Source organism: Streptomyces aurantiacus (assembly GCF_027107535.1).
In the GTDB taxonomy this organism is placed as follows: Bacteria; Actinomycetota; Actinomycetes; order Streptomycetales; family Streptomycetaceae; genus Streptomyces.
In genome coordinates this window covers 7523930-7544876 of record NZ_CP114283.1, presented here as the reverse complement: position 1 = coordinate 7544876, position 20947 = coordinate 7523930, and the positions used below count along the sequence as shown (strand labels likewise).

The window sequence follows — 20947 nt, the reverse complement described above, 5'->3', positions numbered from 1 at the left end:
GTGTCGTCCGGGCCACGCCGTGGTGGCGGAGAATGGTGGCATGGCGGGCACGGGGAAGGAGCGGGCGCGGCACTGGCAGTACGCGGATCTGCCCGGTGTCGATCTCCTGCGGGCCCGGTACGTCCACAAGACCTTCGTCCGGCACACGCACGAGAACTTCGTCATCGCCGCCATCGCCGACGGCGTGGAGGTCTTCCACCACGGCGGCGCCGATCAGTACGCGGGCGCCGGCTCTCTCGCCCTCGTCAATCCCGACACCCCGCACACGGGGCGCGCCGGTGTTCCCGAAGGCTGGCGGTACGGCGCGGTCTACCCGTCGCCGGAACTGGTCGCGGAGATCGCCGCCGAGACCACCATGCTCCGTGGCGCTCCCGGATTCATGAGCCCGGTGCTCGACGACCCCTACGCCGCGGGACTGGTTCACCAGGTGCTCCGCGCCGCCGAGGAGGGCAACGCGCTCGCCGCCGACACACTGCTGCGGGTGGCCGTGACCCGGCTGCTGAGGTTGAACGGCGGACAGCTGCCGCAGCGGGCCCCGCGGACGGCGGGCGCCCGGGTGGCCGCACGCGCGCGTGCCCTGCTCGAGGAGCGGATCGTGGAACCACCCACTCTGGAACGGCTCGCCGACGACCTCGGGACCAGCCCCTTCGCCCTGTTGCGCGCCTTCCGGGACACCTACGGCATGCCGCCCCACGCGTGGCTCACCGACGCCCGTGTGCGGCGAGCGCGCCGGCTGCTGGACGCGGGCGTCGTACCGGCCGAGGCGGCCCTCACCGTGGGATTCACCGACCAGCCGCACCTCAACCGGCACTTCACCCGGATCGTGGGCGTACCGCCGGGGGCCTACCAGCGCGAGCGCAAGAACGTACAAGACCCGCGGCAGGACCCGGTCTACGGTCCGAGGCGTGGCAGAACAAACAGCTTTCGCGGACATACGAAGTGAAGACGGCGGAAAACCCGACGCCGCCGTCGTACGGGACGCCCTCGGTGTCGGAGTGGCCGTCGGACTGTCCGGCTTCGCCTTCGGGGTGACCTCGGAGGGCAGCGGGCTCACCGTGCTCCAGACGTGTGCACTCAGCCTTCTGGTGTTCACCGGAGCCTCACAGTTCGCCCTCGTGGGAGCGCTGGCCGGCGGGGGCAACCCGTTCACGGCCGCTGCGGGCGCCTTCTTCCTGGGAGTGCGCAACGCCTTCTACGGGCTGCGGCTGTCGCAGCTGCTGGCCCTCCCGCGCGCGGTGCGCCCGTTCGCCGCCCAATGGGTCATCGACGAGACCACGGCCGTGGCGCTCGCCCAGCCCACGCGGCGCAGCGTGCGAATCGGGTTCACCGTCACCGGCCTGTCGCTCTACGTGCTGTGGAACCTGACCACGTTGCTCGGCGCGCTGGGCGCCGAGGCGATCGGTGACACCGACGCGTGGGGCCTGGACGCGGCGGGACCCGCGGTCTTCCTGGCACTGCTCGCGCCGATGATCAAGACGGCCAGGGAACGGGTGGTCGCGGGACTCGCGGTCGTTCTCGGGCTCGGCCTGCTGCCCGTGCTGCCCGCCGGTGTCCCCGTCCTGGTGGCCGCGCTGGCCGCCCCGGCCGTCCTCTGGGCGGACGGTCGCCGCACGGCGCGTACGAAGGCGGCCGGCGAGCGTGACGCGGCGGAGGAGGAGCGTTGAACATCTGGATCGCGATCGGTGTCACCGCGGTGGGCTGCTACGCCGTAAAACTTGTCGGGCTGCTGATTCCCGCGGGCGTTCTGGAGCGGCCGCTCGTCCAGCGGCTGGCCGCTCTGCTGCCCGTCGCCCTGCTGGCCGCACTCACGGCCCAGCAGACCTTCGCCGACGGCCGCGTCCTGGTGCTGGACGCGAGGGCCGCGGGGCTCGCGGCGGCCGCCTCGGCGCTGTTGCTGCGTGCTCCGTTCCTGCTGGTCGTGGCCGTGGCGGTGCTGGTCACGGCGGGGGTGCGGGCACTGGCGGGCTGAGAGGGACGCTCGCCGCGTCGTGTCGCTGGTTCGGGCCGCCCCGTGCCGGGACTCGGGCGCCCGAAGGCGTCAGCCGACGGACAGCCCGTACGCCCGCAGAGTGCGCAGCGCCTCGATCGTGACGATCGGGCGTGCCTCCAGAGCGGTGCCCGGTGCCCACTGACGCCAGCGGACCGGCCAGCCGCCGTCCTCCTGCTGCTGGGCCTTCAGGAACTCCAGGGACCGTGCCATCTCCTCGTCGGTGAACCACGCGCGCGCGAGGGAGCCCGGAGTCTTCGCGTAGTCGTGGGGCAGATGGTGTTCCCCCGGTGCGTAGCCGGGTGCCACGGGGAACGCCTCGACGCGCTCGGGATCCAGTACCGCGAGCCGCTGCTCACGCACCAGGCGGCCGAGCCGGTCGGCGGCCGCCTCCGCGCGCGGGCGGTCGGTCGCGGAGTCCAGGAAGGTCACGGCGGCCTCGATCTCGTACGGATGCGACTTCGCCAGGGACTCCACCGCCTGCCAGCAGAAGTCGGTGGCCCGGAACAGCCAGGCGTGCCACACCTCGTTGCGATGCAGCAGACCCACCACGGGGCCGGTGGCGAGCAGTTCGCTGGGCGGGTCGTCCACGACCGGCACGAAGGGTGCCGACGGATAGCCGCGCTGGCTCGGATGGATCGCCGGCAACGCGCCGTCCTGCGTCGACACGGAGGTCAGGTAGCGGCACACGCGTTCCACCCGCTGCCCGCCACAGCGACCGATCGAGTCCAGGACACGCAGCGCGTGCCCCACATGCAGGGGCTGGCTGACCGGGCCGCGCAGATCGGGTTCCAGCGCGTGGCCGTACCCGTCGTCCTCGTTGCGGTAGGCGGCCAGCGCGGTCTCCACCGGGTCCGCACCGCCGCCCAGGAAGTGGTACGCGAAACGGCGCTGCTCCAGCACGCGCGCGGTGAGCCAGACGAAATGCTCGGCGCGCGCGACGGAGGTGTGCGCCGGGGGCGTCGGGGGGAGTGGGGATGCTCCTGATTCGGCCATGGGTCAGACCGTAGGGCGGAAAGCGTTCTCGGCAAGCGGTCCCGGCTCGGGCCCACTCTCAGGGGCGGGATACTGGAGTCATGCGGTTGACGGTCTTCTGGGAGCGAATGGCGGATCACTTCGGTGCGGGGTACGCCGAGACCTTCGCGTGCGACCACGTCATGTCGGAGCTCGGCGGGCGCACGGTGCAGCAGGCGCTGGACGCGGGCTGGGAGGCGAAGGACGTGTGGCGCGCGGTGTGTACGGCGGTGAACGTTCCCCACGAAATGCGCTGACAGACCGCGAAGATCCGATGGCGGGGGTCGATTGTCGGTGGCGTGGGCGAGACTTGGGCCGTGGCATCGACAGATGAGACCGCGCAGGTCGGACAGCACGCATCCCCGCTCGGCACGACACCTCCCGGGCCCCCGGCCGGAGGCACGGTCGCGGGGGGCAGCCGCATGCCGCGCTGGCTGCCGCGGGCCATGGTGCTGGCACTTGCCCTGATCGCCTGTTTCCAGCTGGGCAGTTGGGCCTTCCACCAGTTGACCGGCCTGCTGATCAACATCCTGATCGCGTTCTTCCTGGCCCTCGCCATCGAGCCCGCGGTGAGCTGGATGGCCTCGTTCGGCATGCGCAGAGGGCTGGCCACCGGTCTCGTGTTCCTCATCGTGATGATCGTGAGCGCCGGATTCGTCACGCTGCTCGGCTCGATGCTGGCCGGGCAGATCATCGACATCGTCGAGGACTTCCCGAAATACGTCGACTCGGTGATCAGCTGGGTCAACACCACCTTCCACACGGAGCTCAGCCGCGTCGACATCCAGGACAGCCTGCTGCGCTCCGACTGGCTCCGGAAGTACGTGCAGAACAGCGCGACCGGCGTCCTGGACGTGTCCGCGCAGGTGCTGGGCGGACTCTTCCAGCTCCTGACGATCACACTGTTCGCCTTCTACTTCGCCGCCGACGGCCCGAGGCTGAGGCGGGCGCTGTGCTCGGTGCTGCCGCCGGCCCGGCAGGCCGAGGTCCTGCGCGCGTGGGAGATCGCCGTCAACAAGACCGGCGGGTACCTGTACTCACGCGGTCTGATGGCCCTCATCTCCGGCTTCGCGCACTACATCCTGCTGGAGTCCCTCGGCGTGGACTACGCACCCGTGCTCGCCGTCTGGGTGGGACTGGTCTCGCAGTTCATCCCCACCATCGGTACGTATCTCGCGGGCTCCCTGCCCATGCTGATCGCCTTCACGGTCAACCCCTGGTACGCGCTGTGGGTGCTGATCTTCGTCGTGATCTACCAGCAGTTCGAGAACTACGTGCTGCAGCCCAAGCTGACCGCGAAGACCGTGAACATCCACCCGGCGGTCGCCTTCGGATCGGTCGTCGCGGGCACCGCCCTGCTCGGAGCCGTCGGTGCGCTGATCGCCATCCCGGCGGTCGCCACACTGCAGGCCTTCCTGGGGGCGTACGTGAAGCGGTACGACGTCACGGACGATCCGCGGGTCCACGGGCGCCGGGAGCGGGGCTCGGGCACGCTCCTCAGACGCGTCCGACGCCTTCTGCGAGGCAGCTCCGGGGAGCCACGGCGGGCAGAGGACGACACGCCCAGGGCCTCGTCCTAGCGTCTTTCCGGCCCGCCTCGCGCTCCCTTGGACAGCCGGGCGGCACAGCCGCGACACGCTGTCGCCCGAGGGCGTGGTGCGCTTGACACCAAAATCGAACATCCATTCTCATGGAGGTTCCGGCGAGGCCCGAGACGGGATTCAGGCGGGGATTTCATGCGGAAGTGCCCGAGTTATCCACAGGCTGGACGGGCGTCGGGGCGCATTGTCAGTGGCAGGCGTTAGCGTCTTTGACGTGAAGCGATCGACTCAAGCAAATCGGGTGGAACCCATGGCAGGAACCGACCGCGAGAAGGCGCTCGACGCCGCGCTCGCACAAATTGAACGGCAATTCGGCAAGGGTGCGGTGATGCGCCTCGGCGAGCGGCCGAACGAGCCCATCGAGGTCATCCCCACCGGGTCGACCGCACTCGACGTCGCACTCGGCGTCGGCGGCCTGCCGCGCGGCCGAGTGGTGGAGGTGTACGGCCCGGAGTCCTCCGGCAAGACGACCCTGACCCTGCACGCGGTGGCGAACGCGCAGAAGGCCGGCGGCCAGGTGGCCTTCGTGGACGCGGAGCACGCCCTCGACCCCGAGTACGCGAAGAAGCTCGGCGTCGACATCGAGAACCTCATCCTGTCGCAGCCGGACAACGGCGAGCAGGCTCTGGAAATCGTGGACATGCTGATCCGCTCCGGCGCTCTCGACCTCATCGTCATCGACTCCGTCGCCGCCCTGGTGCCACGCGCGGAGATCGAGGGCGAGATGGGCGACTCGCACGTGGGTCTGCAGGCCCGTCTGATGAGCCAGGCCCTGCGGAAGATCACCAGCGCGCTCAACCAGTCGAAGACCACCGCGATCTTCATCAACCAGCTCCGCGAGAAGATCGGCGTGATGTTCGGCTCGCCGGAGACCACGACCGGTGGCCGGGCCCTGAAGTTCTACGCCTCGGTGCGTCTCGACATCCGTCGTATCGAGACCCTGAAGGACGGCACCGACGCGGTCGGCAACCGCACCCGCGTCAAGGTCGTCAAGAACAAGGTCGCACCGCCCTTCAAGCAGGCCGAGTTCGACATCCTCTACGGCCAGGGCATCAGCCGCGAGGGCGGCCTGATCGACATGGGCGTGGAGAACGGCTTCGTCCGCAAGGCCGGTGCCTGGTACACGTACGAGGGCGACCAGCTCGGCCAGGGCAAGGAGAACGCGCGCAACTTCCTCAAGGACAACCCCGACCTCGCCAACGAGATCGAGAAGAAGATCCTGGAGAAGCTGGGCGTCGGTGTGAAGCCGGAGCAGCCCACCGCCGAGCCGGGCGCGGACGCGGCGGTACCGGCCGCTGCGGGCGAGACCGCGAAGACGGTTCCCGCTCCCGCGGCCAAGGCCGTCAAGCCCAAGGCCGCGGCGGCCAAGAGCTAGTCCGTGACACGACGATCGGACTGGGCCGAGCACGTCTACCCCGTCGCCCCCGAGGGGCAGGGCTACGGGGAAGGCATCGGTTGTGCCGGAGACAGGGACAGCGAAGGGGGCGAGCCGTACGGCGGTGACGAGCCGTACGGCCCGGACGCCTCGGACACCGGTGGGGGATACGGCGATCACGGGGGCGACGGCCGACCGGTCGGCGCCGCACGCCGTGGCGCCGGCTCGTCCCACGGTGACGATCCGCGGGACGGTGGCGGTTCACCGGGCGGCGGATCACGGCGTGGTGCCGGCCGAGGCGGTGGCGGTGGCGGTGACTGGCCGTACGGGGACGACGAAGCGCGGGGCGGCGGGTCACGGGACGAGAGCGGCCGGAGTCGCGGAGGCCGCACCGGCCGGGCGCGCGGTCGCCGGCGCGGCTTCGGAGAGGCTTCCGGCGGCCCACAGGACGGAGGCCCCCCTTCCTCGTCGAGGGCCGAGAAGGGGGAGCCCCCAGGGGACCCGGCTGAGCGGGCGCGGGCGATCTGCCTGCGCCTGCTCACCGGGACCCCGCGCACGCGAAAACAACTCGCGGACGTACTGCGCAAGCGTGAGATCCCGGACGACGTGGCGGACGAGGTGCTGTCCCGCTTCGAAGAGGTCGGGCTGATCAACGACGGTGCCTTCGCGGACGCCTGGGTGGAGTCCCGCCATCACGGCCGGGGCCTCGCCCGGCGGGCACTCGCCCAGGAGCTGAGGAACAAGGGTGTGGACGCCACACTGATCGACGAGGCGGTCGGGCAACTCGACTCCGACCAGGAGGAAGCGACCGCACGCGACCTCGTGGCGCGCAAGCTGCGCTCCACACGCGGCCTCGACCGCGACAAGCGCATACGACGTCTCGCGGGCATGCTCGCCCGCAAGGGCTACTCCCAGGGCACAGCCCTCCGCGTGGTCCGGCAGGCGCTCGAAGAAGAGGGCGAGGACACGGAGTTCCTCGGCGACGAGGCGTTCTGAGAGGGATCCCGGACGGGCCGTCCAGTGCGGCGGGCGCTGCCCGCCTCAGGGCCGGGCGGCCGACGCCCGTCGGCTCTGGGCCGGTCCATAGCGGCCCGCCGACTCCGGGCCCGCGTACGGCGCTGGAGCTTGGGCACGGTGGACGCGCGGGGGCGCCCACCGCGTTCGGGTCCGGAGCCGTGGGGCGGGCCCGGAGTCGGCGAGGCGGCTCCGGAGATGCCGGGACGCTGAGGGATGGTCCGACTGCGGGCGAGAGGGTCTTCGCTGCCTGCCGAGGGCCGAGGGTCTCAAATAGCCGGAGCCGGAGCCGGAGCCGGAGCCGGAGCCGGAGCCGGAGCCGAGGACGCGGGTGTGGGTGCATCCGCGCCGTCGGCCGTAGCGGCAGTCACCGGCAGTCCTGCCCTCCGCCAGGACTGGAAGCCTCCCACCAGGTCAGTGGCCCGATGGAGTCCCAACTGCCGCAGGGATGCGGCCGCGAGGCTCGACGCGTACCCCTCGTTGCAGACGACCACGACGCGCAGGTCGTGGCCCGTTGCTTCGGGAACGCGGTGGCTGCCCACTGGATCGAGCCGCCACTCCAGCTCGTTGCGCTCGACGACGAGTGCCCCGGGAATCAGACCGTCGCGCTCACGCAGCGCCGCGTACCGGATGTCGACGAGCAGCGCCCCGCCCGCACGAACGGCCTCGTACGCGGCCATGGCCTCCACACGATCCAGACCCGCACGCACCTGCTCCAGCAACTCGTCGATCCCTGCGGGGCCTTCGGCCGCCACGGTGCTTTCGGCCGCCTCGGGTCGCTCGACCGTCACTGCCAGTCCTCGGGGCGCTCGACCTGCTCGAGGCGCAGGACCTGTCCGCTGCGGCTGTAGCGGCTGATCCGCGGCAGCGGCGGGTAGTAGGCGTGAACGGAGACGGCGTGCTCCTGCGTGGACTCGTTGAGCACCTCGTGCACGTGGTGGCGGCCGAAGGAACGGCCCTTGCCCGCCGACAACCGCCGCTCACGGTCGATCCCCTCGGTGAGTTCGAGGGTTTTCCAGCCGTCGGTGGGAAGCCGCGCGACCAGTGAGTTCTCCTTGAGCTCACCCGACGCGGTGAGGAAGGCGCCCACCGACTCGGCGTGGTCGTGCCAGCCGGTGCCCGTGCCGGGTGGCCAGCCGATGAGCCAGGCCTCGCTGCCGCCGGGCCCCTCGAGCCGTACCCACGTACGGCCCTCGGGATCGAGAGGCAGCGACGCGATCAGCTCGGCGTCGGCGGCCGTGCGCCGTACGAAGTCCAGCAGCTCGGCCTGGGTGGGCCTGCGGACCTGAGCGGAGGCCGCGGAGTAGGCGGATGCGGGGACAGAGGGTGACACAGACACAGGTACCGTCCTGAGAGGCGTTCGCGTGGGGGCGCCGCAGCACAGAGGTGGCAGGCGCAGGGGGAGCGATGCGAATTCAGCAGGACGGGCGACACACGCAGCCCGCATAGCGGACGAGGTCCATATGGACCCTCCGCCACAGGCGCACACAGGTGTCGGTCACGATCCGGAGTACACCATGACGGTGCGGACCGGTCAACTCAGTGTCACCGACTGGACAAACAGTCGGCAGAGGGTCGACAACGGGCTCTCAGAGGTCGTTTTCATCCGTACTGCTCATATATAAACCGGTTCCCAGGGCGTGGGACTGTGGTGCGGAAGGGGCAGCGGGAGTGATTGGGGCCTGTGAATCGGATGGGGTGACGGGCGGTGCGGGATGAGGCTTGTTCCTGTCTCATCCCAGGACGCCCGGTTCTTCTGCGTGCTTCTGCCGTCACCGATGTGCGCCTGGGCGCACTTGGTCCGGAGCGGTATGCCGGAAGCATGTCTGCGCGACGTCCGTATCCGAGTGATCTGTCCGATGCCCGCTGGGGGTTGGTCGAGCCGGTGTTGTCCGCCTGGCGCTTCGAGCGCCGCGGCAGGGCCCTGGACTTCGGCCGGCCGCCCGAGCATGATCTGCGCGACATCATGGACGCGATCTTGTATGTGGACCGGACCGGGGTTCAGTGGCGCTACCTCCCGCACGACTTCCCGCACTGGAACACGGTCTACGGCTACTTCACGAAGTGGCAGCAGGAAGGTGTGTTCGCCCAGCTCAACGGTCTGCTCAGGCAGCTGTTGCGACAGAAGGAAGGACGGGAGTCCGAGCCGTCGGCCTGTGTGATCGACGCTCAGAGCGTCAAGACCTCCTCCAGCGTTCACGCCTCCAGCCAGGGCATCGACGCCGGCAAGAAGATCGTGGGCCGAAAGCGGAGCATCGTGACCGACACGCTCGGCCTGCTGCTGGCGGTGCTGGTCACCGCGGCCAGTGTCCAGGACTCCGTGGCCGGCACTCAGCTCCTCGACCAGGTTGCCGCCGGCCATCCCGGCATCCGCAAGGTGTGGGTCGACGGCGGCTACCGCCAGCACCTCGTCGAGCACGCCGCCACCCTCGGCATCGACATGGAAATCACCGCCCGCACACCCGGGACCAGGGGTTTCACCCCGATCCCGAAGCGGTGGGCGGTCGAGCGGACCTACGGATGGCTCATGCTCCACCGCCGCCTGGCCCGCGACTACGAAACCCTTCCCGCCCGCTCCGAAGCCATGATCCATCTCGCCATGACCGACCTGATGGCCCGCCGCCTCACCGGCGAGAACACCATCTCCTGGCGCGACCCGACACCGCAGACCAAACATCTGATTCCGGGATAAAACACTGGAAGAAAACGACCTCTCAGGAGGTGCCCGCGGTGGCCTCCGCCGTGGCCCGCGGGCCACCCAGTGTCGCCTCCGCCGCCTCGTACAGATCCGCCGGGCGTACGCCGCTCAACGCCGTGACCAGGTGCCCGTCCGGGCGGATCAGCAGCACCGTGTGCGGGGCGGCGCCCGGGTAGCTCTCCGCCACCAGCAGCTCGGCCCGGTGCGGCAGTGCGGTCACGGCGGCGGCGAGACGCGGCATGATCCCGGCCGTCACCCAGTGCTTGCGCTCCCATACCACGGTCCCCGGCGCGATCAGCAGGACAAGAAGGGCTCCCCGGCCCAGCCGGTCCCGCAGCGACACGGACGAACCGTCCTCCGCCGTCACCTGCGCGTCGGCGACCGGAGCTCCGAGCGCCGTGTCGACCTCGACCGAGGACTCGGCGTGCGGAGGCGCAAGCGGCGAATCGGCGTACGCCCCTGGCTCACCCAATGGACCGCGCCCCAGATGGCCGTCCGTGAGCAGGGCGTCATGGCCGCGTGCCGACCCCGGCACCGCGGACCGCAGGCCCCCGGCACGCAGCACCGGCAAGGCCTGGTCGGCGGCGCGCAGCCGGGCCGCGACGACCGAGCGACGCTCCACCTGGTAGCTGTCGAGCAGCGGCTCGTGCGGACCGTGGTGCCAGGCGAGAGCCAGCTTCCACGCGAGATTGTCGGCGTCCCTCAGCCCCTCGTCGAGGCCCTGAGTGCCGAGGGCGCCGAGCAGATGCGCCGCGTCCCCGGCGAGGAAGACACGGCCGGACCGCCACCGGCGCGCCAGCCGGTGATGGACCGTGTGGACTCCGGTGTCGAGCAGCTCGTACGGCGGCGTGGTGCCCCCGCTCCAGCCCGCGAGGGTCTCGCGGACGCGCGCCACCAGCAGGTCCGGCGTGACCAGGTCCTTCCCCGGCGGCAGCAGCCAGTCCAGACGCCAGACGTCCTCGGCGAGCGGTCGTGCGGTCACCTCTCCGGCCGAGGGGCCCGACATACGCCACGGCGGCATACGGTGCAACAACGCCTCACCCGGCCACGGGAGTTCCGCCCGCAGCGCCGCGACGGCGTGTCGTTCCACTGCGGTGCGGCCGGGGAAGCGGATGTCCTGGAGCTTTCGCACCGTCGAGCGCGGTCCGTCGCAGCCGACCAGATAGCTGCCGCGCCACCACGTCCCCCGGGGTCCCCGCGTGTGCGCCGTCACGCCCGCGGTCTCCTGCTCGACGGAGTCGAGACGGCTCTCCACGGCGACCTTCACCAGGCGCTCGGCCTTGATCGCCTCCCGCAGGGCAGCGGTCAGTACGTGCTGGGGGATGTGCAGGAGGGCGGGCTCGTCCTCGCCGAACGTGATCTGACGCATCACCTGCTTGCGCCGCAGCGACCGCCATCCGGCCCAACGAAAACCGGCCTCGGTGACAGGGATGCCCGTCAGCCGCTCGACCAGAGCGGCCGTGTCCTCGCGCAGGACGACCGTGCGCGCGAGCCGCTGTTCGTCCTTTCCGGGGCCCTCGTCCAGAACGACCGACGGAACCTCCTGACGCGCCAGCGCCAGGGCGAGCGTGAGTCCTACGGGCCCCGCTCCGACAATGATCACCGGGTCCACGGCGCGGTGCCCCCTACCCGGAGCGGCGTCCTGAGTGTCCTACCGGGACTTGCAGGTGGAGCGGGGTACACGATCACAGAACGTATGCAACCCATTGCCGCTGCTTGCGTCAAGTGACGGAGGCAGTGGCTTACTCCTGCTGGTCGGCAAGGGCTACCGAATCAGGACCGAGCCATGCGGGAAGCCGCAGAGCTATGACTCCAGGCAACCTACATCGGTGTGGTCACCAGGGCTGCGCATCCTCACTTGGCGCGATGAGAAATCTTGAGAGTTCGTCGCAAAGTCAAGCAGAGACGTCGAGTTCGTTGGCCTGCCATGCGATGCGAGCAGCGTGGAGGCGGCTGCCGACATTCAGTTTCGAGCACAAGGACCGTACGTGATCCTTCACAGTCCCCGGACTGATGGTCAGGGCGTTGGCTATGGCTTGATTTTGGAGTCCCTCACTCAGTAATTCTAGGACTTCGCGCTCCCTTGTGGTGAGGGTGTAGATTTTTTCCTGTGCAGCTCTCTTCTGTACCGACTCTGTGATTGGTGCAGTGTATTCATGAATAACCTGTTTGGAGATCTCAGGTGAGAGGGCGCAGCCCCCGCGGGATGCCGCAGTAACTGCCCATGGCAGATGCTGTGACGCGCTTTCTTGCAGCAGTATTCCGGCTGCGCCAAGGTTGAGTAGATGGCGCGCCCCTATTTCTGAGATGAACTCCGTTATGACGAGGGCGGCCGGAGATTGTACAATCCGCTTAAGTTGAATGAGGGGCTGGATTGCATCCTTGTATGAAGAAAAGAATGCCAGGATAAGCTCAGGGCGTGTGATTTTAATCAAGGATGGCATCTCGCGTGTTTTCCCTTCGGCCACCACGCTCAGTTTGAGCTGAGATTCCAACATAGCCCGCACGCCTGCTCGGAAAAAGCACCGATCGTCAATAAGTGCGACTCGCATCATTTAACCCCCCGGTCAATTCCTGCCCTGCAAAGGCTGCCGCTCTGGTCATGAGGGAGCTCGAGAAGATGTACTGCCCTCAGTCTATCAATCTGGCTGGAGAATTTCGGGTGTGATCAAATAAAATTGAGCCTGCCTTGAGCTTCTACTCTTGCTGTTTTGGGCATTCTTCATTTATCACCCATCGCGTATGTGCCCCCTTTGCGTCGTAGGGGGTGATCGTTTGCAATTGTGCCAGTTGGCGCTGAGTGCGGAGTCTTTCCTGGAGGATGTCAACCCCCTATGTAGGGGGGAGCGAGTGCGACTTCCGTCCATCAGGGGGTGTCATGCGTGCGACAACTCCGAGAGATTAGTTGGAGAAGGCGAGCCTCCTGCAGGGGTCCTCAAGCTGTGTTACGACTGAAGAAGTAGTGAGGGTGAAGGAAAATGTTTAAGAGTACTCGTGTCCGACGCGCCGTCGTTGTGCCGGCACTTGGAGTGCTTCTCACCGGTGCGTTCTCGCTCGGTGTCAGCGCCACCGCATCAGCCAGCACCACCGGCGCACAGGCGCACCCAACCGGCTGCACCTCCGGAATCGCTGACGCATGGCGAACCTACGCCAAGTGTCAGAACAGTAATGGCGGCCACTACCGTGCCATCGCGAATTGTAAGGATCCCGAGACCGGGAAGGTGACGGCGGTCGTGGGTAATTGGCTGAAGAACAACACGCCTTCCTATGCGTATTGTCACGGAGCCAGCCGGCCTTCGGTTGCGGGCTTTGAGACCAAGCCTAACTAGGGCCTTATGAGGTATCGAGGCGCCGTACGTGGCATGATCCAAAAAATACCGTTGAGAGGAAGTTCAAAGAAATGAAGAAGCATTGGTCAGCGCTGGTGTCCGCCGGTTTTATCGCGGCATCCGTCATGGGGTTTCAAGGCGCGGCTGCGGCAGCTCCCGCAGGTCCGGTCGCTGTAAAGGCCCATCCCACCGGATGCTCGGCGCAAATATTCAACCCGGATGGGCAGCAGGGTGCTACCGCCAAGTGCAACAAGAGTAATGGCGGACACTATAAGGCGATCGTGGTTTGTAAAAGGCTGCTCACTGGTGAATTGATTGACCGCGAGGCGGGGGTCTGGAAGTCCGGCGGCAGCCCTTCTATTGTTTGGTGCCCGCCGGAGTCGGCATCGCTAACGGCCGGGTTCATGACGAAGGCCTCTTAGTCTCGATAGTTCGTTATCGGCCGTCAACTTCGGTTGGCGGCCGATTCGCGTTGTGGGGGAAAGCAGAGACGTAGGCGATGGGGATACCAGAGGAAGGACTTCCCGGTCGGGCGAGCGTAGGCCAGCGTGGCAGCAAATATAGGGCGGGTTGGGTGGCGGTGAGCTGGTCTGCTGCGGATTTCCTCCGCCTGCGTTTCGAGCCGACCAGGCGGCCGCCTGCTCTCCGCTTCCGCCGAAGCAGTGGTCCACGAACCTCATCAGCGGGTGACGTAAATATTCTTCCAGGCTGCCGCGGAGTCCTGCTTCTCGAATTACTTCAAGGCGAGTACACCATGCAGATGTCAATGTGGCGGATATCGCTTGATTCAGAGGGTCTCTCTGACCGTCTCCACCTACACCACCCCAGTGGCCTGGAACACCACCCTGCGGCCGAACGTACACCAACTGGCCATTGGAGTACGGTGCACGCTCCCGAGTGCGGGCCCAGTCTTCTACGGGTGCTTTCGTCCAAGCAGCGGAGGCAGTGGCATCACACCACTGCCTCCGTACGGATCAAACAGTTTTCCTGCCACTCAGGCACCGCGGGCGCCGGTCGCCGCCGTGCCCCCCACCTCGCCGGCGTTGATGTCGTCAACGTCGTCGACCCCAAGGACCGCGCCCGTGCCCTTCTTGCTCCGCCGCAGCCTGCCCTCAAGCCAGCTCGCAAAGCTGGTGAGGATGAAGTTCAGCACGATGTAGATGACCGCCACCACGATGAAGCTGGGGATGACGTTGGCGTAGTTGGCCGCCAGCGTGCTACGCGAGTTGAGCAGCTCAGTGAACCCGAGCATCACGCCACCCAGCGCGGTGTCCTTCACGATGACGACGAGTTGGCTGACGATGGCCGGCAGCATCGCGGTGACGGCCTGCGGCAGCAGGACGTTGGTCATCACCTGGCCCTTGCGCAGACCGACCGCCATGGCGGCCTCCGACTGCCCCTTGGGAAGGGAGAGGATTCCGGCCCGTACGATCTCGGCGAGCACGGAAGCGTTGTAGAGCACCAGGCCGGTGACGACCGCGTACAGGGGGCGCTGTTCACTGCTGATGTCCGTGTAGCGGACGTAGAACTCGTTGGCGAACAGCATCAGCAGCAGAACCGGGATCGCCCGGAAGAACTCGACCACCGTGCTGGCCGCCCCCCGTACCCACCGGTGGTCGGAGAGGCGTGAGATACCGAAGAACGCGCCCAGCGGAAGGGCGATCACCATGGCGAGCGCCGCGCCCTTCAGCGTGTCGCCGAGGCCCGGCAGCAGATACGTCGTCCAGGCCTGTGACGTGGTGAACGGCTCCCACAGGGACCACTCAAGCTGCTTCTTGTCGTCCATGGCCCGCCAGATCCACCACAGGAAGAGGGCGAGCAGGACGAAGAAGACCACTGAGAAGATCACATTGCGCCGCTTGGCCCGGGGGCCGGGAGTGTCATAGAGGACGGAGGTCATCGCTTCACCGCCAGTCGCTTGCTCAGCCAGCCGAGGATGAGGCCGGTGGGCAGGGTCAGTACCACGAACCCGAAGGCGAACACCGCGCCGATGGCCAGCGTCTGTGCCTCGTTCTCGATCATTTCCTTCATCAGGGCGGCGGCCTCTGCCACGCCGATCGCCGCCGCCACGGTCGTGTTCTTGGTCAGCGCGATCAGCACGTTGGCCAGAGGTCCGATGACCGAGCGGAAGGCCTGCGGCAGGACGATGAGGCGCAGGATCTGGCTGAAGCTCAGCCCGATGGCGCGTGCCGCCTCGGCCTGGCCGACGGGCACGGTGTTGATGCCGGAGCGGATCGCCTCGCAGACGAAGGCCGCGGTGTAGGCGACGAAACCGAGCACGGCCAGCCGGAAGCCCTGCACATCGAAGTCGTCGGAGGCGCCCATCGTCACGCCGAAGATGTCGGCTAGGCCCAGCGAGGTGAAGACGATGATGACGGTCAGGGGGATGTTCCGGACGATGTTCACGTAGGCGGTGCCGAACCCGCGCATGAGCGGGACCGGGCTTACCCGCATCGCGGCCAGCAGGGTGCCCCAGACGAGGGAGCCGATGGCGGAGAGGACGGTGAGTTTCACCGTCATCCAGAACGCCCCTAGGACGTCGTAGCCTTCAAGAAAGTCGAACACAATCTCCCGCGCTTCCGGGTATGTGGCGTACGTGGAGGGCGCAGCGCGCCGCCGCCGCGATCGTGGCGGCGGCGGCGTGCCTGCGGGTTCCTGCGTTAGGAAACGATGTTGCCGATCTTCGGGGCGGGCTCGTTCTTGTAATTGGCCGGACCGAAGTTCGCGTCGACGGCCTTCTGCCAAGCGCCGTCGCTGACCATCTTCTCCAGGGCGGTGTTGACCTTGTCCGCGGTCGCGGTGTCGCCCTTCTTGATACCGACGCCGTAGTTCTCATTGCTCAGTTTGAGCCCGGCGAGCTTGAACTGGCCCTTGTACTTGTCCTGGGCGGCGAAGCCCGCAAGGATCGAGTCGTCGGTGGTCACGGCGTCCACGGCGCCGCTCTGCAGGGCGGCGATGCACTCCGAGTAGCCGCCGTACTCCTTGAGCTGGGCCTTCGGGGCGATCTCCTTCGTGACGTTCTGCGCCGAGGTGGAGCCGGTCACGGAACACAGTTTCTTGCCGTTGAGGTCCGTGCCCTTGCTGATGTCGGAGTCCGCCTTGATCAGCAGGTCCTGGTGGGCCAGCAGATAGGGGCCGGCGAAGTCGACCTTCTCCTTGCGCTCATCGTTGATCGAGTAAGTGGCCGCGATGAGCTTCACGTCGCCGCGGGCGAGCGCGTTCTCGCGGTCGGCGCTCTTGGTCTCGACCCACTCGATCTGGTTGGGCTCGTAGCCGAGCTCCTTGGCCACGTAGGTGGCCACGTCGACGTCGAAGCCGGCGAAGGATCCGTCCGGCTCCTTGAGGCCGAGACCGGGCTGGTCGTACTTGATGCCGATCTTGATCTTGTCGCCGCCGCCAGAGCCCGAGCCGGTGTCGCTGTCCTTGTCGTCGCCGCCGCAGGCGGTCGCGGTCAGAGAGAGAACCAGCGCGGCGGCAGCCGCAGCGCTGACCTTGCGAAGCTTCATGGTGAACATCCTTTGCGGTGAAGAGGAACGGGCCCTCGGTGTCGATGCCGCAGACCGGCGGGTGCGGGTGAAGCGGGTCATGAATGACGCAGGTCGTCAGTGGTGCAGGATCTTCGACAGGAAGTCCTTCGCCCGGTCGCTGCGCGGGTTGCTGAAGAACTGGTCCGGCACAGCCTCTTCGACGATGCGTCCGTCCGCCATGAAGACGACGCGGTTCGCGGCCGAACGGGCGAAACCCATCTCATGTGTGACTACGACCATCGTCATACCGTCACGCGCGAGCTGCTGCATGACTTCCAGGACCTCGTTGATCATCTCCGGGTCGAGAGCCGACGTCGGCTCGTCGAAGAGCATGACCTTGGGGTCCATCGCCAGCGCCCGTGCGATCGCGACACGCTGCTGCTGTCCGCCGGAGAGCTGCGCGGGGTACTTGTCCGCCTGGGCGGTGACGCCCACACGGTCGAGCAGCCCGCGCGCCTTCTCCTCGGCGGCCTTCTTGTCGGTCTTGCGGACCTTGAGCTGGCCCAGCACCACGTTCTCGAGCACCGTCTTGTGCGCGAACAGGTTGAAGGACTGGAAGACCATGCCGACGTCGGCGCGCAGGCGGGCGAGTTCCTTGCCCTCCTCCGGCAGCGGCTTTCCGTCGATCGAGATACTTCCCGACTCGATCGACTCCAGGCGGTTGATGGCGCGACACAGGGTGGACTTTCCGGACCCGGAGGGTCCGATGACCACGACGACTTCACCACGAGCGATGGTCAGGTCGATGTCCTGGAGCACGTGCAACGCGCCGAAGTGCTTGTTGACGTTCTTCAGCACGACCAGATCGTCGGCCGCGGGTACGGCGTCCTTGGTCACCGATACTTCGGTCATCGGCCTCTTGCTCCGTCCTCCTCGGTTGCGAGGACAGTAGTAACGCGGCACGACCAGCGTCATTACATCTGAGGGGAAATTGAGCATAACGATCCGGCAGCAAACGGACACTCTTCGTGAAGGCCGCTCCGGGCGCGTACCGGCTGCGTAACGGAACGGGGCCGCGCCCCGAACATGCTTGACGCCGTCCGCGTCCATCGGCCTGACTTCCAGGGTGCACGCGCGCGTGCTGCACGTCTATCCGCCGAGAACGTACGACCGATGAACCGAAGGGGGCCAAAATGAGACTGCTCCTCGTCGAGGACGACAACCACGTGGCGGCCGCTCTGTCCGCGGTCCTCGCACGTCACGGCTTCGACGTCACGCACGCCCGCAGCGGCGAGGAGGCCCTCCAGGCGCTCGTCCCGGAAGGCGCCGGCTTCGGAGTGGTGCTCCTCGACCTCGGTCTGCCCGACCAGGACGGGTACGAGGTCTGCGGCAAGATCCGCAAGCGGACCAGCACGCCCGTGATCATGGTTACCGCGCGCGCGGACGTACGCTCCCGCATCCACGGACTCAACCTCGGCGCCGACGACTACGTGGTGAAGCCGTACGACACCGGCGAACTCCTCGCCCGTATCCACGCCGTCGCCCGGCGCACCGTCGCCGACGACGCCGCGGCGTCGGGCGACACCGCGCTGCACCTCGGGCCCGTGCGCATCGAACTGCCCACACGGCAGGTCAGCGTCGACGGTTCCGTCGTCCAGCTGACCCGCAAGGAGTTCGACCTGCTGGCGCTCCTCGCGCAGCGCCCCGGAGTGGTGTTCCGGCGGGAGCAGATCATCAGCGAGGTCTGGCGCACCAGCTGGGAGGGGACCGGCCGCACCCTGGAGGTGCACGTCGCGTCGCTGCGCTCCAAGCTGCGCATGCCGGCCCTCATCGAGACCGTGCGCGGCGTCGGCTACCGGCTCGTCGCGCCCGCCGCGTAGCGGGCCCAGGTGCGCACACGCCTTCTCCCGCTGCTCATCATCCTGATGGCGGCCATTCTGCTCGCCCTGGGCGTCCCCCTCGCGGTGAGCCTGGCGGCGGCCCAGCAGCAGGAGGTGGTCGTCGACCGGATCGACGACACGGCGCGCTTCGCGTCCCTCGCCCAGTTCGTGGCCGACCGCCCCGAGGGGTCACGGGTCAGCCCCACGGAACCGCGCGGCAAGACGCTTCTGCAGGAACTCCACACATACCAGGATCTGTACGACATCAGCGCCGGCGTCTTCTACCGCGACAAGAAGGTCATGGCGAACGCGCCGCAGAACTGGTACCTCCCCGGGGCCGGTGAACTCCACGACTCCTTCGAGGAAGCCCTGCAGGGCCGCCGCAGCCACGACCCGGCGCAGGTCTGGCCGTGGCAGCGGGACCGTCTCGTCGTCGCGTCGCCCGTCGTCCGGGACGGTGACGTTGTCGCGGTGGTGGTCACCGACTCGCCCACCGGGCCCATGCGCTCGAGGATCCTGCACGGCTGGCTCGTCATCGGTGCCGGCGAGGCCGCCGCGATGCTTCTCGCGCTCGGCGCCGCGCTGCGCCTGACCGGCTGGGTGCTTCGGCCCGTACGCGTCCTCGACGCCACCACCCACGACATCGCGACCGGCCGCCTGAAGTCCCGGGTCGCCGCGGCCGGCGGACCACCGGAACTCAGGCGCCTGGCCCGGTCGTTCAACGAGATGGCCGACAACGTCGAGGACGTCCTGGAGCAGCAGCGCGCCTTCGTCGCCGACGCCTCGCACCAACTGCGCAACCCCCTGTCCGCCCTGCTGCTGCGTATCGAACTGCTCGCCCTGGAACTGCCCGAGGGCAACGAGGAGATCGCCTCCGTCCGTACGGAGGGCAAGCGTCTCGCCCATGTCCTGGACGACCTCCTGGACCTCGCCCTCGCCGAGCACGCCGAGGCGGACCTGCGGCTCACCGACATCGGCGAGCTCACCGCCGAACGCGTGGCCTCCTGGTCGCCGGTCGCCGACGACAAGGGCGTCCGACTCGTCGGAACCTGCCCCGCCACGACCGCCTGGGCCGACCCCGTCGCCCTCTCCAGCGCCCTGGACGCGGTCATCGACAACGCGCTGAAGTTCACGCCCGAGGGCGAGTGCGTCGAGGTCGAGGTGACCTCGAACGGCGAGGTGTCCAGGATCGTCGTGACCGACCGCGGACCCGGCCTGAGCGACGAGGAGCTGACCCGTGTCGGCGACCGCTTCTGGCGCAGCGCCGGCCATCAGAACATCAAGGGGTCGGGCCTCGGCCTGTCGATCTCCCGGGCGCTGCTCTCCGCGGGCGGCGGCTCCATCACGTACGCCTCCCACGACCCGCACGGGCTGAAGGTGACGGTCACCGTGCCACGGACGGTACCCGGCGCCTGACCGGGCCTGCACGGGCCCTCAGCGGGCGTACACGGCGTCTGCCGGAGCCGTTTCGCCGTCCAGGGCCGGGCGGGGCCCCGCGCCGCGGCCGGACCGCCTCACAGCTCGATCGCCGCTACGGCTTGACCGAGCGGTAGTAGCGGCGTGCGCCCTCGTGAAGTTGCAGAGGGTCGGTGTAGATGGCGGTCCGCAGGTCCACGCGCTGGGCGGCGTGCACCTCCTCACCGATGCGGTCGCGGCTGTCGATCACCGTGCGGGTGATCCCCTCGGCGAGTGTCGCGTCCGTACCGGCCCGCGTCACCAGAAGGTTCGCCACCGCCAGCGTCGGTACGCCGGCATCGTTCTCGGCCCCGTCGGTGTAGGTGTCGGCCGGCATCAGGGCGGCCCGGTAGAAACTGGACCTCCCGTCCGGCTTGTGCAGCTTCTGGACCAGGTCGGCCCCGATCGGGACCAGTTTGATGTCGAAGCGGTCCGAGAGTTTGCTGACGGCGCTGGTCGGGAGCCCGCCGGACCAGAAGAACGCGTCGATCTTCCCCGATTCGAGCAGCTTCGGCACTTCCTGGATGCCCTTGGGCACCGGCTGGATGTCCTTACGCGGATCGAGGCCGGCCGCCGCCAGTACATGGTCCGCGATCAGGCGCACGCCGGAAGCCTCCTGCCCCACCCCCACCCGCTTGCCCTTCAGCTGCGCGATGGAGTGCACGGGGGACTTGCGGGGAACGACCACGTGCACGTAGTCGTCGTACAGACGCACGCAGCCGCGCAACCGGTCCGCGCCGCGTCCGCCCTCGTCCTTGTACTTCTCCACCGCGTCGGACGCCGCGATGGTGAAATCGGCCTTTCCTGTGGCCACCTTCTGCACGTTCTCCTGCGAACCGTCGCTTTGCTCCAGGTCCACGTCCAGGCGCGGCATGTCCTTGGCGAGCGCCTCCTGCAGCAGCTCCCCGTACAGCTGGTACACACCGCTCGGAGTCCCCGTGCTGAAGACCACCTTCCCGTCCGGAGAGCTCTCGTCCAGGGGCAGCAGCCACCACAGCAGCAGCCCGAAGGCCACGAAGGCGGCGGCCGAACCCTGCAGGGCTCGGCGTCTGCCGATGGAGGGGATCGCCTGGAACATGCGCGCGATCCTGCCAGCTCACCGGCCCCGATGACCAGGCCTGGCTCTT

At 68.1% G+C, this 20947-nt stretch carries 21 protein-coding genes and 1 pseudogene; 11 read left to right on the top strand and 11 right to left on the bottom strand.

What is annotated here, in order from left to right; all coding sequences use genetic code 11:
* The first annotated feature begins 40 nt into the window (after window positions 1–40).
* The 3 genes from O1Q96_RS35335 to O1Q96_RS35325 are packed head-to-tail and all read left to right on the top strand — an operon-like array spanning window position 41 to window position 1969.
* Window positions 41–943, top strand: coding sequence for an AraC family transcriptional regulator (locus O1Q96_RS35335; RefSeq protein ID WP_269252027.1), 903 nt, complete (start codon window positions 41–43; stop codon window positions 941–943).
* Window positions 906–1664 carry an AzlC family ABC transporter permease gene (locus O1Q96_RS35330; RefSeq protein ID WP_269252026.1) on the top strand — a complete coding sequence of 253 codons (759 nt, stop codon included), beginning with the start codon at window positions 906–908 and terminating at the stop codon, window positions 1662–1664. The genes O1Q96_RS35335 and O1Q96_RS35330 overlap by 38 nt, the downstream gene beginning before the upstream one ends.
* Entirely contained in the window at window positions 1661–1969 is a 309-nt protein-coding gene (locus tag O1Q96_RS35325; RefSeq protein WP_217459443.1) for an AzlD domain-containing protein, read from the top strand. Before O1Q96_RS35330 ends, O1Q96_RS35325 begins: the two co-directional genes overlap by 4 nt.
* Before the next feature lie 69 nt (window positions 1970–2038).
* Here the strand turns inward: O1Q96_RS35325 and O1Q96_RS35320 are convergent, their stop codons facing one another.
* Window positions 2039–2983 carry a hypothetical protein gene (locus O1Q96_RS35320; protein WP_269252025.1) on the bottom strand — a complete coding sequence of 315 codons (945 nt, stop codon included), beginning with the start codon at window positions 2981–2983 and terminating at the stop codon, window positions 2039–2041.
* An 80-nt stretch (window positions 2984–3063) separates the two neighbouring features.
* On the opposite strand from O1Q96_RS35320, the gene O1Q96_RS35315 reads away from it, so the two are divergent.
* The 4 genes from O1Q96_RS35315 (at window position 3064) to recX (ending at window position 6973) form a co-directional block, all read left to right on the top strand.
* Window positions 3064–3258 (top strand): DUF3046 domain-containing protein, encoded by a 195-nt coding sequence (locus O1Q96_RS35315; RefSeq protein WP_217459445.1) that lies wholly within the window; start codon window positions 3064–3066, stop codon window positions 3256–3258.
* Window positions 3259–3318: 60 nt separating this feature from the next.
* A complete protein-coding gene (locus O1Q96_RS35310; RefSeq protein WP_269252024.1) occupies window positions 3319–4581 on the top strand; it encodes an AI-2E family transporter in 1263 nt (420 codons plus the stop codon).
* Between the two features lie 271 nt (window positions 4582–4852).
* Window positions 4853–5977: a recombinase RecA gene (gene recA, locus O1Q96_RS35305; RefSeq protein WP_269252023.1), complete on the top strand. Its 1125-nt coding sequence runs from the start codon at window positions 4853–4855 to the stop codon at window positions 5975–5977.
* Between the two features lie 3 nt (window positions 5978–5980).
* A complete protein-coding gene (gene recX, locus O1Q96_RS35300; protein WP_269252022.1) occupies window positions 5981–6973 on the top strand; it encodes a recombination regulator RecX in 993 nt (330 codons plus the stop codon).
* A gap of 377 nt (window positions 6974–7350) precedes the next feature.
* Here the strand turns inward: recX and O1Q96_RS35295 are convergent.
* From O1Q96_RS35295 to O1Q96_RS44365, 3 genes and pseudogenes are all read right to left on the bottom strand, one after another.
* A pseudogene (locus tag O1Q96_RS35295) lies at window positions 7351–7782 on the bottom strand (rhodanese-like domain-containing protein); the annotation flags it as partial.
* The gene (locus O1Q96_RS35290) at window positions 7779–8330 is read right to left on the bottom strand and encodes a cupin domain-containing protein (RefSeq protein WP_269252021.1); all 552 of its coding nucleotides are present in this window, start codon (window positions 8328–8330) and stop codon (window positions 7779–7781) included. The pseudogene O1Q96_RS35295 and the gene O1Q96_RS35290, both read right to left, overlap by 4 nt.
* Before the next feature lie 76 nt (window positions 8331–8406).
* Window positions 8407–8478 (bottom strand): putative leader peptide, encoded by a 72-nt coding sequence (locus O1Q96_RS44365; protein WP_309544753.1) that lies wholly within the window; start codon window positions 8476–8478, stop codon window positions 8407–8409.
* A 335-nt stretch (window positions 8479–8813) separates the two neighbouring features.
* Between O1Q96_RS44365 and O1Q96_RS35285 the strand changes: the two genes are divergently transcribed.
* On the top strand, window positions 8814–9683 hold the full coding sequence (locus O1Q96_RS35285) for an IS5 family transposase (protein WP_269246383.1): 870 nt from the start codon (window positions 8814–8816) through the stop codon (window positions 9681–9683).
* A gap of 22 nt (window positions 9684–9705) precedes the next feature.
* Here O1Q96_RS35285 and O1Q96_RS35280 read toward each other — a convergent pair whose 3' ends face one another.
* Both O1Q96_RS35280 and O1Q96_RS35275 read right to left on the bottom strand, forming a co-directional pair.
* The gene (locus O1Q96_RS35280) at window positions 9706–11301 is read right to left on the bottom strand and encodes an FAD-dependent monooxygenase (RefSeq protein WP_269252020.1); all 1596 of its coding nucleotides are present in this window, start codon (window positions 11299–11301) and stop codon (window positions 9706–9708) included.
* Window positions 11302–11584: 283 nt separating this feature from the next.
* Window positions 11585–12187 carry a response regulator transcription factor gene (locus O1Q96_RS35275; protein WP_269252019.1) on the bottom strand — a complete coding sequence of 201 codons (603 nt, stop codon included), beginning with the start codon at window positions 12185–12187 and terminating at the stop codon, window positions 11585–11587.
* A 902-nt stretch (window positions 12188–13089) separates the two neighbouring features.
* On the opposite strand from O1Q96_RS35275, the gene O1Q96_RS35270 reads away from it, so the two are divergent.
* Window positions 13090–13440 (top strand): hypothetical protein, encoded by a 351-nt coding sequence (locus O1Q96_RS35270; RefSeq protein WP_269252018.1) that lies wholly within the window; start codon window positions 13090–13092, stop codon window positions 13438–13440.
* Between the two features lie 572 nt (window positions 13441–14012).
* Here the strand turns inward: O1Q96_RS35270 and O1Q96_RS35265 are convergent.
* From O1Q96_RS35265 to O1Q96_RS35250, 4 genes are all read right to left on the bottom strand, one after another.
* Window positions 14013–14918 carry an amino acid ABC transporter permease gene (locus tag O1Q96_RS35265; RefSeq protein WP_269252017.1) on the bottom strand — a complete coding sequence of 302 codons (906 nt, stop codon included), beginning with the start codon at window positions 14916–14918 and terminating at the stop codon, window positions 14013–14015.
* Window positions 14915–15583: an amino acid ABC transporter permease gene (locus O1Q96_RS35260; protein ID WP_269252016.1), complete on the bottom strand. Its 669-nt coding sequence runs from the start codon at window positions 15581–15583 to the stop codon at window positions 14915–14917. Before O1Q96_RS35260 ends, O1Q96_RS35265 begins: the two co-directional genes overlap by 4 nt.
* A 95-nt stretch (window positions 15584–15678) precedes the next feature.
* A complete protein-coding gene (locus O1Q96_RS35255) occupies window positions 15679–16524 on the bottom strand; it encodes a glutamate ABC transporter substrate-binding protein (protein WP_269252015.1) in 846 nt (281 codons plus the stop codon).
* A gap of 96 nt (window positions 16525–16620) precedes the next feature.
* On the bottom strand, window positions 16621–17397 hold the full coding sequence (locus tag O1Q96_RS35250) for an amino acid ABC transporter ATP-binding protein (RefSeq protein WP_217459586.1): 777 nt from the start codon (window positions 17395–17397) through the stop codon (window positions 16621–16623).
* Between the two features lie 281 nt (window positions 17398–17678).
* On the opposite strand from O1Q96_RS35250, the gene O1Q96_RS35245 reads away from it, so the two are divergent.
* On the top strand, window positions 17679–18365 hold the full coding sequence (locus tag O1Q96_RS35245) for a response regulator transcription factor (RefSeq protein ID WP_269252014.1): 687 nt from the start codon (window positions 17679–17681) through the stop codon (window positions 18363–18365).
* A gap of 9 nt (window positions 18366–18374) precedes the next feature.
* Entirely contained in the window at window positions 18375–19781 is a 1407-nt protein-coding gene (locus tag O1Q96_RS35240) for a sensor histidine kinase (RefSeq protein ID WP_269252013.1), read from the top strand.
* Window positions 19782–19896: 115 nt separating this feature from the next.
* Here O1Q96_RS35240 and O1Q96_RS35235 read toward each other — a convergent pair whose 3' ends face one another.
* Entirely contained in the window at window positions 19897–20898 is a 1002-nt protein-coding gene (locus tag O1Q96_RS35235; RefSeq protein ID WP_269252012.1) for a TAXI family TRAP transporter solute-binding subunit, read from the bottom strand.
* Between the last annotated feature and the right edge of the window lie 49 nt (window positions 20899–20947).